This window comes from Gemmobacter nanjingensis (assembly GCF_014652195.1).
GTDB classification, from domain to species: domain Bacteria; phylum Pseudomonadota; class Alphaproteobacteria; order Rhodobacterales; family Rhodobacteraceae; genus Gemmobacter; species Gemmobacter caeni.
The window spans coordinates 58,462-73,485 of the sequence record NZ_BMYI01000004.1; the positions used below are offsets into that span (position 1 = coordinate 58,462).

Here is a 15,024-nt window from a genome sequence, read left to right on the forward strand (position 1 = left end):
CGGCTCAGCGCCCGGTCAGACGGTTTGCCCAGGTCGCAAGGCGCGAGGTGGTCTTGCCGCCGCCCGCCGCTTCGTTCCGGTCGGCGCGGTGGTAAAGCCAGTACATGCCATGCACCCCCAGCCAGCGGAACGGCTCCACTTCCCATTTGCGCGGGCGGCGGTTGACCCAGGGCAGAGCGGTCCGTTCGGTCTGGCGGTCCAGCACCAGATCGGCCAGCGTCTGCCCCGAGAAATTGGAGGTCGAGACCCCCAGCCCGACATAGCCGCCCGCCCAGCCGATGCCGGTCTGCGGGTCCATCCCCGCAGTGGCGCACCAGTCGCGCGGCACGCCCAGCACCCCGCACCAGGCATGATCCAGCCGCAGCCCGCGCGTCTGCGGCAGCATCCGATAAAGGATGTCCTTCAGCTTTTCGATGGTTTCCGGCTGGGTCTGGCCGCGGGTATCGGTTTTCGAGCCAAAACGATAGGGCACGCCGCGCCCGCCCATGGCGATGCGGTTGCCCCGCGTGCGCTGCGCATAGCAATAGGCATGCGAGGCATCGGCCAGAAGCTGATGATCCTCCCAGCCGATCTCGCGCCACAGGTCATCGGGCAGTGGTTCGGTGACCACAATGGCGCTGTTCATCGGCAGCCACTGACGTTCGTTGCCGGGGATGCCATGGGTAAAGCCCTCGGTGGCGCGGATGATCCGGTGCGCCGTAACCCTGCCCCGGTTCGTGGTGACAAGGCCCTTTGCGATGCCGGTCACGGTGGTCTGTTCATAAATCGCCACCCCGCGCCTTTCCACCGCATCAGCCAGACCGCGCACCAGCTTGGCGGGCTGCACGCGGGCGACGTGGTGACGCACCAGCGCGCCCCGCGCATCGGGTACCCGGATGCGCGCCGCCGCCTCGGCCCCGCCGATCAGTTCCAGCCGCGTGGTCGGCACCTGCCAGGACATCGCGGTTTCGTAATCCGCGCGCAGACGCGCCATCTGTGCGGGGGTCTGGGCGAAGGTCAGGCAATCGGTCAGCCGGAAGTCGCAGTCGATGCCCTCGGCCTCCGTCACGCGCTTCACCTCGTCCACGGTGGCGCGTAACTGGCGTTCAAATTCGATAACCCCCGCACGGCTGCCGGAGGACAGGTATTTCTGGCGGCTCCATCCAAATTCGCCCGAACACCAGCCGCCATTGCGACCCGAGGCGCCGAAGCCCGCGAATTCCTTTTCCACGATGGCGATGGACAGGCCGGGCTCAGCTTCTTTCAGGTAATAGGCGGTCCAGAGGCCGGTGAACCCCGCGCCGACGATGCAGACATCCACCGAGATGTCGCCGGGCAGCGGCGGGCGATAGCCCGGCACGCCGCCCATATCGGCATACCAGAACGACACTTCGCCATTGGTCCCTACGTCCATCTTCCGCTCCTTGCCACGCCGCACCACCGTCGATCACGCGCAGTATGCGGCCTTCGCCGGGGCGTGCCAATTCCCCACGGGGAAGGTTTGGCGGGCCGCCACCCCGGAGGCCGGGGCGGCGGCAGCCGGATTACAGGTCTTTCACCAGCCGCAGCGCATCATAGATCGCGGCATGGGTGTTACGCGCCGCCACCGCATCGCCGATGCGGAACAGCCGGAACCGGCCTTCGGTGTTGCGCCGCACATCCTGCACAGCACCGGCGGTCAGCGCGCGGTAATCCACCTCGCCCAGGTTCGACGACTGCGGCTTCAGCTCGAAATAAAGCTCGTCCAGCGGGCGGGTGCCGTGGTTGACCACCACCTGATCCACCAGCCGCTCGCGCCGGAAATCGCCGTAGTCGCTGCCCAGCGTGGCGCGCAACGCATTGCCCTCGCGTGCGACCGACATAAGACGCCAGGTCACCGTGAAGGTGGTGTCGCGCTTTTGCAGGTTGCGCATGTAGGGCACAAGGTTCATCGCCATGACCTCGGGCGAGAAGCTGCGGTCCGGGGTCACGATTTCTACCGCGGCCCCGGTGGCCGAGATCAGATCGGCCGCTTGCAGTGCCGCATGATCACCCGCGTCGTCATAGATCAGCACATTGCTGCCCGGCTTCACATCGCCCGACAGGATGTCCCAGGCAGAGACCACGAGGTCATTGCCACCCGACAGCACCTCGGTATGCGGCAGACCACCTGTGGCGATGATCACCTCGTCGGGGTTGGTCGCCAGAATATCAGCGGCATCAGCGAAGGTGTTGAAGCGGAAATCCACCCCCAGCTTTTCACATTGCGCCTGACGCCAGGCGATGACCGAGATCATCTCGCGCCGCCGTTCATCCTGCGCGGTCAGGCGGATCTGACCGCCCGGCTGGTCGGCCGCCTCGAACACCGTCACGGCATGGCCACGTTCGCCCGCCACCCGCGCGGCCTCCATCCCCGCCGGACCGGCGCCGACAATGGTGATGCGCTTCTTCGTGGGGGCAACGGGGATGCTGTGCGGCATCGTCTCTTCCCGGCCCGTCGCCGGGTTGTGCAGACAGAAGGCCAGCCCGCCCTGATAGATCCGGTCGAGGCAATAATTGGCGCCGACACAGGGACGGATGTCATCCTCCCGCCCTTCGATGACCTTGCGCACCAGATGCGGGTCGGCCATATGCGCCCGCGTCATCCCGACCATATCCAGCTTGCCGCTGGCGATGGCGTGCCGTGCCGTCGCCACATCGGGGATCTTCGCCGCATGGAAGGTCGGAAAGCCGGTCGCCGCACGGATCTCGCCCGCGAAGTCCAGATGCGGCGCGTTCTTCATACCCTGAATCGGGATCAGATCGGTCAGCGCCGGGTCAGTGTCGATTGCCCCGCGCACGACATTGAGGAAATCGACCAGCCCGCTGTTCTTCAGCTTGTGGCTGACCTCCAGCCCCTCGGCCGCCGTCATGCCGCCCGGCTGGCACTGATCGCCGGTATAGCGCAGGCCGACGATGAAATCCTCGCCACAGCGGGCACGGATGGCGCGCAGCACGTCGAAGGTAAAGCGCAGCCGGTTGTCGAGGCTGCCACCATAGGGCGCCTCAAGATCATTGGTCAGCGGCGACCAGAACTGTTCGAGCAGGTGGCCATAGGCCTCCAGCTCGATCCCATCCACGCCCGCCGCCTTCATCCGCTCGGCGGCATCGGCGAAGTCGCTGATGATGCGGGTGATGTCCCAATCCTCGATCCGCTTCGGAAAGGCGCGATGCGCCGCCTCACGTTCATGGCTGGGGGCGACGACCGGCAGCCAGTCGGCCTTGTCCCAGCGGGTGCGGCGGCCAAGGTGGGTCAGCTGGATCATCACGGCGGCGCCATGGTCGTGGCATTCATCGACCATCTGCTTCATCCAGCCCACCACCTCGTCCTTCCAGGCGAGGATGTTGTTGAACACTGGCGGGCTGTCCTGCGCCACGCTGGCGGAACCGGCCGTCATTGTCAGCGCCACGCCCGCCTTTGCCCGTTCCACATGATAGGCGCGATAGCGGCCCTTCGGCATCCCGTCTTCCGGGTAGGCCGGTTCGTGGCTGGTGATCATGATGCGATTGCGCAGCGTGAGATGCTTCAGCTTGTAGGGCTGCAAAAGCGGGTCGTTCGACATGGCGGGCGCCTTTCGGATGCGGGCTGGCAGGTGAGTCTGGCGGGATCATCGGAAAAATGTTCATAACTGTCAAGAAAACAGTCAGTGCAGAACATTTCTTGCGGATACCCTCCGTTCCGCCTAGTCTGCGTGTCATGGAAGAGACGGAAAAACCTGAAACGGGCTGGCGCGGATCGCGCGAGGGCTGGCTGGAAGCGGCCTATGGTGCGCTGATCCGCGAGGGCGTGGATGCGGTGAAAATCCTGCCGCTGGCGGAGCAGCTGAAGCTGTCACGGACGTCGTTCTACTGGTTCTTCCAGAACCGCGACGCGCTGCTGGCCGCACTGGCCGAGATGTGGGAGGCGCGGACCACAACCCCCCTGACCGCCGCGACGCGTGAATTTGCCGAAACGGAGACGGAGGCGATGCTGAATGTCATCGCCTGTTTCCTGCGGCCCGAGACCTTCGACGCGAAGCTGGAATTCGCCATGCGCGGCTGGGGCCTGAAAGACCCGGCCATCCTTGCCCGCGTGGCCGAGGCTGATCAACAGCGACTGGCCGCGCTGGCTGCCCTGCTGGAACGCTGGGGCCATGCGGCGCTGGATGCCGATGTGCGGGCGCGCACCATCTATCTGGTGCAGATCGGCTATATCTCGATGCAGGCTGACGAGACGCTGGAAACCCGGTTGGAGCGGATTCCGAGCTATGTCGAGATCTACACGGGGCGCCCGCCGGAACCACGCGAGATTGCCCGGTTCCGGGGTCGTTTCGGCCTCTAGGCTCAGAAATTCAGGGCCTTTTCGGTGGCGACCTCCAGCGCCGCGGTAATGGCCTCGGCAAAGCCCGACGCCTCGGCCGCCGTCAGCCCCGCCGCCGTGACACCGCGATAGCCGTGGTAGCTTTCCAGCAGCGCCGCCGCCTGTTCCGGGCCCTGGGTGAACAGCGCGGGGGCACCGCAGACCACCGACCGCACGGCCCGCCATGCCACATCCGGCGCGATGCCCCGCCTGATGGCGTCGTGATACATTGCCTGCGCCATCAGCGCCGGATAGGCGGCACCCGAGCCGGACAGCGCCGACATATAGGCCAGCGCCGTCTCATCCGCGACGCGATCCACCATGCCGATGGCGCCCAGCACCCCGGCCACCCGGGTTGCGGCTGCGGCGGGGATCTCGCCCGCGCACCACGGCACATGAGCCTGCCCCTCCTGCGCACCGCCGCCGGGCATGGCGCGGGCAATGGTGGCCTGCGGCCAGTCCCGCGCCAGCCGTTCCAGCGGCACGCCCGCCATGAAGGAAATCACCAGCCCGCCAAAGCTCTGCGGGACGGGGATGTGGTAATCCCCGGGACGCACCGACAGCACCACAACCCCGGCGCCCGCCAGAAGGTCATCAAGGTCTGTCGCCCAGTGAACGCCCGGCCAGCCGTCATAATCCGCCGTCGGCCCGCGCCGGTTGAGCAGGCGCAAAGCCCCCGGCGGCAAGCCGCGCCGCAGCAGGTTCTGTCCGAGCGCCAGCCCCAGCCAGCCGGTTCCGCCAAGAATTGCAATGCCCTGTGCCATGCAGATCAATACCACATATCCGCGACTTCCGCCTTTCGCCGCGCCACGAAATCGCGCAGCGCCTCGTCAATACCTTCGTCCAGCGCCGGGGCCTCATATTCCGCCAGCCGCCGCTTCCACAGCTTGTTGGCACGGCTCGCGGCATCCTCCGACCCGGCAGCCTCCCATTTCTCGAAAGGTTCGTTGTCGGAAAGCTCGCTGTCCCAGAAGGCGGTTTCGTAATGGCCCATCGTATGCGTGCAGCCGAAGAAATGGTTGCCCGGCCCCACTTCGGCGAAGGCATCGACGGCAAGCTGGTCGTCATCGACCTGCACGCCCTTCAGATAGGAATGCAGCGCGCCGCAAAGGTCGGCGTCCAGCATGAATTTCTCGTAGGACATCGACAGCAGGCCGTCGAGGAACCCGGCGGAATGCAGGATGTAATTCGCCCCGCAGTGAATGGCGGAAAGCATGGACATCGTGCCCTCCATCATCGCCTGCGCGTCGGGGAGTTTCGAGGTGGTGAAATTGCCGGCACAGCGCAGGGGCAGGTTCAGCCGCCGGGCAAGCTGGCCAATGACCATGCTGCCGATGGCGGGTTCGGGCGTCCCGAACGTGGGACTGCCCGACCGCAGGCTCATCGAGGACAGGAAGTTGCCAAACACCACCGGCGCACCGGGACGTTCAAGTTGCGTCAGCGCGCAACCGGCCAGTGTTTCGGCAAGCGCCTGTGCGATGGCGCCCGCGCTGGTGACCGGCCCCATGGCGCCGCCGAGGATGAATGGCACGAGGATGGTGCCCTGCCCCGCCCGCGCATATTCCCGCATGCCGCGCGTCATCGTGCCATCCCAGACCAGCGGCGAGTTCACGTTGAAATTGCCCATGATCACGCAATTGCGGTCGGCCATATCGGCGCCGAACAGGATGCGCGCCATTTCCACGCTGTCGGCGGCCCGTTCCGCCGCCGTGACCGAGCCCAGAAAGGCGCGGTCGGAATATTTGATATGGGCATAGACCATATCGAGATGGCGCTTGTTCACCGGCACGTCGGTCGGTTCGCAGATCGTGCCGCCGGAATGGTGGAACCACGGGGACGACTGCGCCAGTTTGATGAAATTGGTGAAATCCTCGATGGTGCCAAAGCGGCGGCCCCGGTCGAGATCCATCACGAAGGGGCTGCCATAGGCCGGGGCGAAGACCACGTTGCGGCCGCCGATCTGCACATTGTTCGCCGGGTTGCGGGCGTGTTGGGTGAATTCGGCCGGAGCGGTGCGCACGATCTCGCGCAACATGCCGGGTTCGAACTTCACCGAAACGCCCTCCACCTTCGCCCCGGCACGACGCCAGAGGTCCAGCGCCTCGGGGTCGTCGCGAAACTCAAGCCCGGTTTCCGCCAGAATGCGGTCGGCGGCGGCCTCGATCTTCAGCAGGTTTTCCTCGCCCATCACGTCATAGGTGGGGATGCCCCGCGTGATGTAGGGCACATGCACGCCGCGCGTGGCACCTGTGCCGCGCTCGCTGCGGCGCATGTCGCGCCCGCCGCTGCGGCGCCGCCCGCGGCCGGACTCGTTCATGTCGGTATTGAGGTCATCCATGATTTCACCTTCGGCAGAGCGTGGGACAGCATGACCTTAAGGCCGCCGCGCGGCAGTTGTGACGAGCAGAAAAAAGGCCCGAGTCGATGATCTGAGGTTATATACCGGCAGCGAATTCGTCGATGATCCAGTCGCGGAAGGCCGCAGCAGCGGGCGAGAGTTCGCGGCCATGCGGTTCCATCAGGTGATAGCGCTCCTCCAGCATCACCCGGCGCCCGCCCACCTGAATCAGACGGCCTTCCACCAGATAGGGGTTGATCAGCGTAGCCCAGCCAATCGCCACACCCTCGCCGTGCAGGGCAGCGTGAATCGTATCGGTGTAATGGTTGAACCGCAGACGGCTGGTATCCGAGGCTTTGGCGATGGCCGGGGATTCCCCCGCCAGCTTGGCCCAGGACCGCCAGGACAGCCAGGCCGGGTCCACCCAATCCGAGGCCAGAAGCGGCATCTTCGCCAGATCGGCGGTGGCCGCCTGCATCCCCAGCCGCGCAAGCAGGCGCGGGCTGCACACGGGGAACACCTCGTCCGCGATGGTGGCAAGACTGCGCGCATCTTCAAAGGGCGGCTTGCCGTAGCGGATCGACAGGTCCAGCCGGTCGCGGCGCAGGTCCGTGATGCTGTCTTCGGCCACCAGGCGCAGCTTGATGTCGGGATAAGCCGCGCGAAACTCGGCCAGACGCGGCAGAAGCCAGAAATGTGTGAAGGCCAGCGTCGCCCCGACGGTGATGCTGTCATGCACGACAGGCTGGCGGATCGTCTCGATCATCTCGGCGATGCGCTGGAACGAGCCGGACAGCACCGAGGACAGCGCCGCCCCCTGCGTGGTCAGCACGACCTTGCGATGCGCGCGAACGAAAAGCGCGGTGTTCAGTTCGGCCTCAAGCTGCTTGATCTGCCGACTCACTGCCGCTTGCGTCACCCCCAGTTCCGAGGCCGCACGGGTAAAACTTTCCAGCCGTGCCGCCGCCTCGAAGGTGGTCAATGCGCCAAGCGAGGAAATCGTTCGCCGCAGACTGACCATTTTCGACCTCCTGTCGCGATTTTACGAAACGCATAACTCAGAGTTATCTAAACGTCGAGAATTTTTGCGGTTGAGCGAAAAGCTTCCGCAACGGAACGTCAACGGCACTTACCAGTCGGCGGAACAAGCCGGCAAAAGCAACAGGCCGGGGAGGCGCCTCCCCGGCGCAGGGAGCAAATGATGAAAGCCAGCCTCTTCGTGACATCGGCCGTCCTGGCCACGATTGCCACTGCCCAGACCGCTGCGGCCTGTGGCGATGTGACGATCACCGAAATGAACTGGGCCTCGGCCGGGATCGTGACCGGCGTATCGAAATTCCTTATGGAACAAGGATATGGCTGCAAGGTTACCGTGGTTCCTTCGAACACTGTGCCCGCGCTCGCCTCGGTGGCGGAAACCGGCAAACCGGATATCGTGACCGAACTCTGGCTGAACTCGCTGCCGGAGTACAAGCCGCTGGAGGAAGCGGGCAAAGTCAGGACCGTGGCGCATGTACTGTCCGATGGCGGTGTCGAAGGCTGGTGGATTCCCGATTATCTGGCGGCCGAACATCCTGAGCTGACCAAGATCGACGGTATTCTGGCGCATCCCGACATGGTGGGCGGCGTGTTCAACAACTGCCCCGAAGGCTGGGGCTGCCGAGTGGCCAACGATAACCTGAAGGTTGCCTATGATCTGGCCGGACATGGCGTGACGGTTTTCGACCACGGCTCGGGCGAGACGCTGGCCGCCTCCATCGCCTCAGCCTATGCCGACAAGAAACCGTGGTTCGGCTACTACTGGGCGCCGACCGCCGTTCTGGGCAAATATCCGATGGTGAAGGTCGATGTCGGCCCCTATGACGCCGAGGCGCATGTCTGCAACCAGACTGTCGGCTGCGCCAATCCGAAAAAATCGGATTTCCCCAGCGCCGAGGTCGTGACCGCCGTGACCACCGATTTCGCCGCCCGCGAACCCGAAGTCGTCGATCTGATGTCGAAAGTCGCCTTCACCAACCAGCAGATGGGCGAGGTTCTGGCGTGGCAGGAAGAAAACAAGGCCTCGATTGACGAATCCGTGGTGCACTTCCTGATGACCTACCCGGATGTCTGGACGGCATGGGTCAGCCCGGAAGCCAAGGAAAAACTGGCCGCTTTCGCACAGTGACCCTGATCGGGGGGCGGTCTTGCGCCCCCCACCTTCCGGTGAGGACCGATGGCAGCCTATACTCAACTTTTCGATACGCTGGGCCTGCGCGCCTGGTGCGACGCCGGATCGACCGGCGGGCCGATGACCATGGCGCAACTGATGGCCAAGGCGAAGGCGCAGTCCGGCGGGGCCGAGGAGGTCGCGTTCTGGTCGCGGCCCTTTCCGTCGCTGGATGTGCTGAATGAAAGCTGCAACGCCATCTGGCGCACGCGCGATCTGACCGCCGCGGTCGAAAGCCTGTTCATGAGCATGAAAGACGGTCTGAAGCTGGTGCTGGACCCGCTGACCCAGCCGCTGAGCTGGGCGCTGACCGGCACGCTGAAGGGCTTTGCTTTCCTGCCCTGGTGGCTGACCATGCTGCTGATCCTGCTGGTGGTGCAGCGCGTGACGCGGTCGCGCGGGCTGACCGCCTTTGTCGGCGCATCCATGCTGGTTCTGGCCCTCATCAACCATTTCGACGCGGCGATCCAGACTTTCGCCATCATCCTCGTCTGCACAGTGATTTCGGTGCTGCTGGGCCTGCCCATCGGCATCCTGATGTCGAAAAACGACCGGGCGCAGAAAGTGGTGCTGCCGGTTCTGGACCTGCTGCAAACCCTGCCGTCCTTCGTGTATCTGATCCCGCTGATCTTCCTGTTCAGTGTGACCGAGCCAAAGCTTTATGGCATTGCCATCATCCTTTACGCCATCGTGCCGATCATCCGGCTGACCGATCTGGGCATCCGTCTGGTCGATCCCGATGTGACCGAGGCCGCCGATGCCTTCGGCATGACCCGCTGGCAGAAGCTGGTGAAGGTCGAGCTGCCTCTGGCCATGCCCAATATCATGGCGGGCCTGAACCAGACCATCATGATGAGCCTCGCTATGGTCGTCATCGCCTCGCTGGTGTCGGCGCCGGGCCTGGGCGTACTGGTGCTGCGCGGCATCAACAACCTTGAGCTGGGCGTGGGTCTGGTGGCCGGTCTGGGCATCGTGCTGCTGGCCATCATCCTCGACCGGGTGACCAAGACCGCGCTGTCGCGCATGAATGCCGGAGACCAGCAATGAACGCGCCCGCCCCGGTCAAGATTTCGGTCCGCAATCTCTACAAGATTTTCGGGCCACGCCCCGAGGCGGCGCTTGCCGATGTCCGGAAAGGCATGGGCAAGACCGAGCTTCTGGAAAACGGCAAGCATGTGCTGGGCCTGTCCGACATCAACATCGACATGCGGGCGGGGCAGATCACCGTCATCATGGGGCTGTCGGGCTCAGGCAAATCCACGCTGGTGCGCCACTTGAACCGGCTGATCGAGCCGACGGCCGGTCAGATCCTGATTGACGGCACCGATGTCACCGGCCTGTCGCCCGAAGGGTTGCGCAGGCTGCGTCAGGACCAGATGACCATGGTGTTCCAGAAATTCGCGCTGCTGCCGCATCGCACGGTTCTGGAAAACGCGGCGCTGGCGCTGGAGGTCAAGGGCGTGCCGCTGGCGGAACGCAGCGCCGAAGCGATGAAATGGCTGGAGCGTGTCGGGCTGGGCAAATTCGCCGACAGCCATCCGCACCGGCTATCGGGCGGGATGCAACAACGGGTGGGCATTGCCCGCGCGCTGGCCTCCAACGCGCCGATTCTGCTGATGGACGAGGCGTTCTCGGCGCTTGACCCGCTGATCCGCACCGACATGCAGAACCTGCTGCTGCAATTGCAGACGGAACTGCACAAGACCATCATCTTCATCAGTCACGATCTGGACGAGGCGCTGAAGCTGGCCGATCATCTGGTCATCCTGAAGGATGGCTGCGTGGTGCAACAGGGCGACCCGCAGAGCATCGTGCTGCATCCGCGCGATCCCTACATCGTGGACTTCGTCAGCGACATCAACCGCGCCCGCGTGCTGCGGGTACGGTCGGTGATGACGCCGGGCCTGTCGGACGACATGCCGCCCGAGACGGTGGATACCGAAACCACGCTGGAGGCGCTGATCGCGCTGTCCGATGGCGACACCCATCGCGCCTATACCGTTCTGAACAAGGGCCAGCCCGCCGGGCGGATCGACATGCGCGACGTGGTGCGCGCGCTCGTTCCCAAGGTGGGCTGACCGCCCCGCTTTTCCTCCTCCCCTCCTCTCCCTCCTCCCTTCAGGAAACACCGTCATGCAAGGCGATCTCCTTTCTCTGCTGAATGAACAACGCTCTGGCTTCTCGCTGGCCCGGCCCTTCTATGCCGACCCCGAGGTCTTTGCCGAGGACCTGCGCGCCATCTGGCAGCGCGAATGGATCTTCGCCGCCTCGATCGCCGAGTTTCCCAAGACCGGCAGCTATGTGACGCTGCAACTGGGCGCCTATCCGGTGGTCGTGGTGCGTGGTGCGGATGGTGTGATCCGCGCGTTCCATAATGTATGCCGCCATCGCGGACAGCGCATCTGCTCCAAACCCTCGGGTCAGGCGGCAAAGCTGGTCTGCCCCTACCACCAGTGGACCTATGACCCGGACGGGCGCCTGCTGTGGGCGCGCGACATGGGCACGGATTTCGACGCCTCCAAGCACGGGCTGAAGCCGGTGCATTGCACTCAGGCCGCCGGGATGGTGTTTGTCTGTCTGGCCGAGGAAGCGCCGGATTTCGCCGCCGTGCAGGCCGAGGCGGATCGCTATGCCGCGCCGCATGGCATGGCCGACCTTAAGGTCGCCTTCCAGTCGCGCATCGTCGAGGAAGGCAACTGGAAGCTGGTGCTGGAAAACAACCGCGAATGCTATCACTGCGCGGGATCGCATCCGTCGCTCTGCCGCACCTTCAGCGACGACCCCGATCTGGTCGGCGCGGATGACAGCCTGTCCTCGCCCGCCGGTGCCGCCCATGTGAACCGCTGCGAAGAGGCTGGGCTGCCCTCGCGCTATGTCATCGCGCCGAACGATCAGTGGCGTCTGGTGCGCATCCCCTTCGTGGGCGAGGGTGTCAGCTACACCATGGATGGCGCCGCCGCCGCACCGCGCTTGCCGGGCATGCCCTTCGCCAATGCCGGGTCGCTGCTGTTCTTCCACTATCCGAACACCTGGAACCACTTCCTGTCAGATCATGTGCTGAACTTCCGCGTCCTGCCGATCAGCGCCACCCAAACCGAGGTTGTGACCACCTGGCTGGTCCACAAGGATGCCGTGGAAGGGCGTGACTACGATCTGAAACGCCTGACCGAGGTCTGGCTTGCCACCAATGACGAGGATCGCCGCGTGGTCGAGGAAAACCAGATCGGCGTAAGCTCGCCTGCCTATGAACCCGGCCCTTATTCGGCGAAACAGGAAAGCGGCGTGATCCAGTTTGTCGACTGGTATGTCCGCGCGATGATCGCGGCGCAGGCCCCCGGCGGCTCCCGGCTGGCGGCAGAGTAAACCGATGCCGCAGCGCCAGAACTGGACGGCAGAACCCTGGGATGACCACGAGGAGCTTGAATGCGCCATGGTCATCCCCGAAGCGCCCGATTGCGCCACCATCGCCTTCCGCGCCCCTTCCGGGGCGTGGTTCGACTATCAGCCGGGGCAGTTCCTGACGCTGGATCTGCCACTGCCTTCGGGCATGGTCAGCCGGACCTATACCATATCTTCCTCGCCCTCGCGGCCGCTGTCGCTGTCGATCACCGTCAAGGCGCAGCCGGGGTCCGAAGGCACGCGCTGGCTGATCGACCATCTGAAGCCCGGCATGCGTCTGCGCGCCCATGGCCCGGCGGGGCAGTTCACCTTCCTGCGCCACAAGGCACCGAAATATCTGTTCATTTCGGCAGGATCAGGCATCACCCCGATGATGTCGATGACGATGTGGGCCTGGGATTCGGGCGAAATGCCCGACATCACCTTCGTCCATGCCGCGCGCCGCCCGGCCGAAATCATCTTCCGCCGCAGGCTTGAACAGTTCGCCGCCCGCGTGCCGGGGCTGCAATTGCGCTTCACGGTGGAAGAGGTGGACCCGTTCGAGGTCTGGCCCGGCTATCGCGGGCGGCTCAGCCAGATCATGCTGGGCCTGATGGCGCCGGATTATCTGGAACGTGAGATCTTCTGCTGCGGCCCCGAACCGTTCATGCGGGCGGTGCGCGAGATGCTGGCCTCGCTCGGCTACGACATGGCGCGCTATCACGAGGAAAGCTTTGCCGCCCCCGCGCTGGTCGAACAGCCGGTCGAGACGGTGGAGCTTGGCGGCGCGGCCAGCGTGACCTTCGCGCTGTCGGGCAAAACGCTGGGCTGCGACGGCTCGGAAACCGTGCTGACCGTGGCGAAACGCGCCGGGCTGAACATTCCGTCCAGCTGCAACTTTGGCCTTTGCGGCACCTGCAAGGTGAAGAAAACCTCCGGCGAAGTGGTCATGGTGCATAACGGCGGCATCTCGGATGACGAGATTGACGAGGGGCTGATCCTCGCCTGCTGTTCGCACCCGCAGGGTGCCATTACCGTCGAGGTCTGACCGCCCCCTCATGTGCAGCAAGAATTTTCTTGCTGCACATGCACTTTTGTGTGCATCAAACATATATTCGCTACACACAAGACGGACCCTGCCATGCCTGCCCTTTCCCATTCCCGCGCCGCGCAGGTGGCCTATCAGGATCTGCTGCGCCTGCATCTGGAAGAAACCGCCTCAGAACTCATCGGCAGTGTCGAAGAGCGGGTGCGCAACGGGCGCTGTTATCTTTATGACAGGTTCCGCATCGGGACCGAGATGAAAAGCCGCTATCTGGGCGAAGGCACGCCCGAGTTGCGCGCCCGGCTGGCGCGCGCGGCGGAATTGCGGGCGGGGGCCGGGGCACGCAGGGCGGGGATGACGCGGCTTGCCCGGATCCTGCGGGCCGAAGGCTTCATCGCCACCGACCGTGACACCGGCTCCCTGCTGCTTGCCTTTGCGCGGGCCGGGGTGTTCCGGCTGGGTGGCACGCTGGTCGGAACGGCGGCCTATGCACTTTATCAGGGCGAACTGGGCGTGCGTTTCGATTCAGACGAACTGGCCCAGACCGGCGACATTGATTTCGCCAGTTTCGAACGGCTCTCCGTGGCACTGGGGGACCGGGTGGAGGAAAACCCCGGCGACATCCTTCAGGCGCTGAAATTCGACCCGGTGCCGGGGATGCCGGACCGGCAGGTGTGGAAGTGGCGGCAGAACCGGGGCGAGGCGCTGGTGGAGTTCCTGACCCCGGCTTTCGGCGATGAAACCGTGAAGCCGTTGCCCGCGCTGGGGGTCAGCGCGCAGGCGCTGAACTACCTGAATTACCTGATCGCCGATCCGATCCCGGCCATCGCGCTTTACCGCTCCGGCGTGCTGGTACAGATCCCCCGCCCCGAGCGGTTCGCCATCCACAAGCTGATCGTGGCAGACCGGCGGCGCGGCGGGGCCGATCAGGCCAAGGCCCGCAAGGATCGCGGCCAGGCGGCTTTCCTGATCGGGGTTCTGGCGCAGGACCGGCCGGACGATCTGGCCGAAGCTCTGGCTGAGGCGCAGGCGCGTGGCCCGCGCTGGCGGCAACGGATCGGAGCAAGCCTGTCGCGGATGCCGGACACCGCCGCCATCCTGCGCGATCTTGCGTGACGCTGACTCAGCGCTGGCTGGCCCAGCGGTCGCGGCTGAGGCCATACCAGACCTCACCCTGTTCGGACCCGGCAACCGGAACCGGGGCTGCGGGATACTCCGTCCGCTCATGGGTCATCCCCGTCTTTTCCATGACGCGACGCGAGCCGTGGTTGACCGCCAGTGTGCAGGCGATGATCCGGTCATGGCCCGCATGACCGAACCCCCAGTCAATCAGGGCCATCGCCCCTTCGCTGGCCAGCCCCCTGCCCCAGTGATCGCGGCGCAGCCGATAGCCAAGCTCGGCCAGCCCACCACCTTCGGGAAACAGGCCGAACCAGCCGACAAATGCCTCATCCGCGCGACGCCGGGCCGTCCAGACATGCGGTTCGTGACCCCGCGGCATCAGGAAGGTCACCTTGTCCGGGTCCACGCGGCCATGATCGACCGGACCGCCGTTCAGAAATTGCATGACTTCGGCATCCCGCTCCAGCGCGATGAAATCCGGCCCGTCCGCCGGGTGACACGGGCGGAGCGTCAGATTCAACGTGTGCAGGACGGTCATGATGCGGTATCCTGATTGCGCGGGCTATTCCATAAGACCATCGGGTGCGGCATGGCGC

At 64.9% G+C, this 15,024-nt stretch carries 13 protein-coding genes; 7 read left to right on the forward strand and 6 right to left on the reverse strand.

Annotated features, from left to right (window positions below; genetic code table 11):
• Positions 1–4: 4 nt before the first annotated feature.
• Both IE126_RS09280 and hpbA read right to left on the reverse strand, forming a co-directional pair.
• On the reverse strand, positions 5–1,393 hold the full coding sequence (locus IE126_RS09280) for an NAD(P)/FAD-dependent oxidoreductase (RefSeq protein WP_189380782.1): 1,389 nt from the start codon (positions 1,391–1,393) through the stop codon (positions 5–7).
• A gap of 130 nt (positions 1,394–1,523) precedes the next feature.
• Positions 1,524–3,560: an N-methyl-L-proline N-demethylase HpbA gene (hpbA, locus tag IE126_RS09285; protein ID WP_189380783.1), complete on the reverse strand. Its 2,037-nt coding sequence runs from the start codon at positions 3,558–3,560 to the stop codon at positions 1,524–1,526.
• A 134-nt stretch (positions 3,561–3,694) separates the two neighbouring features.
• On the opposite strand from hpbA, the gene IE126_RS09290 reads away from it, so the two are divergent.
• A complete protein-coding gene (locus tag IE126_RS09290; RefSeq protein ID WP_054302889.1) occupies positions 3,695–4,318 on the forward strand; it encodes a TetR/AcrR family transcriptional regulator in 624 nt (207 codons plus the stop codon).
• A 2-nt stretch (positions 4,319–4,320) separates the two neighbouring features.
• On the opposite strand, the gene IE126_RS09295 is transcribed toward IE126_RS09290, so the two are convergent.
• The 3 genes from IE126_RS09295 to IE126_RS09305 all read right to left on the reverse strand — a co-directional run bounded on the left by IE126_RS09295 (position 4,321) and on the right by IE126_RS09305 (position 7,695).
• Entirely contained in the window at positions 4,321–5,100 is a 780-nt protein-coding gene (locus IE126_RS09295) for a pyrroline-5-carboxylate reductase family protein (RefSeq protein ID WP_189380784.1), read from the reverse strand.
• 5 nt (positions 5,101–5,105) lie between these two features.
• Positions 5,106–6,653 carry a trimethylamine methyltransferase family protein gene (locus tag IE126_RS09300; protein WP_199750680.1) on the reverse strand — a complete coding sequence of 516 codons (1,548 nt, stop codon included), beginning with the start codon at positions 6,651–6,653 and terminating at the stop codon, positions 5,106–5,108.
• A 118-nt stretch (positions 6,654–6,771) separates the two neighbouring features.
• Positions 6,772–7,695, reverse strand: a complete 924-nt coding sequence (locus tag IE126_RS09305) for a LysR substrate-binding domain-containing protein (RefSeq protein WP_054302886.1) — start codon at positions 7,693–7,695, stop codon at positions 6,772–6,774.
• 180 nt (positions 7,696–7,875) lie between these two features.
• Here IE126_RS09305 and IE126_RS09310 point away from each other — a divergent pair, with 180 nt between their 5' ends.
• The 6 genes from IE126_RS09310 to IE126_RS09335 all read left to right on the forward strand — a co-directional run bounded on the left by IE126_RS09310 (position 7,876) and on the right by IE126_RS09335 (position 14,422).
• The gene (locus IE126_RS09310; protein ID WP_054303037.1) at positions 7,876–8,841 is read left to right on the forward strand and encodes an ABC transporter substrate-binding protein; all 966 of its coding nucleotides are present in this window, start codon (positions 7,876–7,878) and stop codon (positions 8,839–8,841) included.
• Between the two features lie 48 nt (positions 8,842–8,889).
• A complete protein-coding gene (locus tag IE126_RS09315; protein ID WP_189380785.1) occupies positions 8,890–9,930 on the forward strand; it encodes an ABC transporter permease in 1,041 nt (346 codons plus the stop codon).
• Positions 9,927–10,961, forward strand: a complete 1,035-nt coding sequence (locus IE126_RS09320) for a quaternary amine ABC transporter ATP-binding protein (RefSeq protein WP_054302884.1) — start codon at positions 9,927–9,929, stop codon at positions 10,959–10,961. Before IE126_RS09315 ends, IE126_RS09320 begins: the two co-directional genes overlap by 4 nt.
• 55 nt (positions 10,962–11,016) lie before the next feature.
• The gene (locus IE126_RS09325; RefSeq protein WP_189380786.1) at positions 11,017–12,246 is read left to right on the forward strand and encodes an aromatic ring-hydroxylating oxygenase subunit alpha; all 1,230 of its coding nucleotides are present in this window, start codon (positions 11,017–11,019) and stop codon (positions 12,244–12,246) included.
• Between the two features lie 4 nt (positions 12,247–12,250).
• Positions 12,251–13,309, forward strand: a complete 1,059-nt coding sequence (locus IE126_RS09330; RefSeq protein WP_054302882.1) for a hybrid-cluster NAD(P)-dependent oxidoreductase — start codon at positions 12,251–12,253, stop codon at positions 13,307–13,309.
• Between the two features lie 93 nt (positions 13,310–13,402).
• Entirely contained in the window at positions 13,403–14,422 is a 1,020-nt protein-coding gene (locus IE126_RS09335) for a nucleotidyltransferase family protein (protein WP_189380787.1), read from the forward strand.
• 7 nt (positions 14,423–14,429) lie between these two features.
• Here IE126_RS09335 and IE126_RS09340 read toward each other — a convergent pair whose 3' ends face one another.
• Complete coding sequence (locus IE126_RS09340; RefSeq protein ID WP_189380788.1) at positions 14,430–14,966, reverse strand: GNAT family N-acetyltransferase; 537 nt, start codon at positions 14,964–14,966, stop codon at positions 14,430–14,432.
• Positions 14,967–15,024: the final 58 nt, after the last annotated feature.

Bases quoted from the DNA above. Each gene is read 5' to 3' on its own strand.
- IE126_RS09280 (WP_189380782.1), bottom strand. From the start codon at position 1,393: ATGGACGTAGGGACCAATGGCGAAGTGTCGTTCTGGTATGCCGATATG.
- hpbA (WP_189380783.1), bottom strand. From the start codon at position 3,560: ATGTCGAACGACCCGCTTTTGCAGCCCTACAAGCTGAAGCATCTCACG.
- IE126_RS09290 (WP_054302889.1), top strand. From the start codon at position 3,695: ATGGAAGAGACGGAAAAACCTGAAACGGGCTGGCGCGGATCGCGCGAG.
- IE126_RS09295 (WP_189380784.1), bottom strand. From the start codon at position 5,100: ATGGCACAGGGCATTGCAATTCTTGGCGGAACCGGCTGGCTGGGGCTG.
- IE126_RS09300 (WP_199750680.1), bottom strand. From the start codon at position 6,653: ATGAACGAGTCCGGCCGCGGGCGGCGCCGCAGCGGCGGGCGCGACATG.
- IE126_RS09305 (WP_054302886.1), bottom strand. From the start codon at position 7,695: ATGGTCAGTCTGCGGCGAACGATTTCCTCGCTTGGCGCATTGACCACC.
- IE126_RS09310 (WP_054303037.1), top strand. From the start codon at position 7,876: ATGAAAGCCAGCCTCTTCGTGACATCGGCCGTCCTGGCCACGATTGCC.
- IE126_RS09315 (WP_189380785.1), top strand. From the start codon at position 8,890: ATGGCAGCCTATACTCAACTTTTCGATACGCTGGGCCTGCGCGCCTGG.
- IE126_RS09320 (WP_054302884.1), top strand. From the start codon at position 9,927: ATGAACGCGCCCGCCCCGGTCAAGATTTCGGTCCGCAATCTCTACAAG.
- IE126_RS09325 (WP_189380786.1), top strand. From the start codon at position 11,017: ATGCAAGGCGATCTCCTTTCTCTGCTGAATGAACAACGCTCTGGCTTC.
- IE126_RS09330 (WP_054302882.1), top strand. From the start codon at position 12,251: ATGCCGCAGCGCCAGAACTGGACGGCAGAACCCTGGGATGACCACGAG.
- IE126_RS09335 (WP_189380787.1), top strand. From the start codon at position 13,403: ATGCCTGCCCTTTCCCATTCCCGCGCCGCGCAGGTGGCCTATCAGGAT.
- IE126_RS09340 (WP_189380788.1), bottom strand. From the start codon at position 14,966: ATGACCGTCCTGCACACGTTGAATCTGACGCTCCGCCCGTGTCACCCG.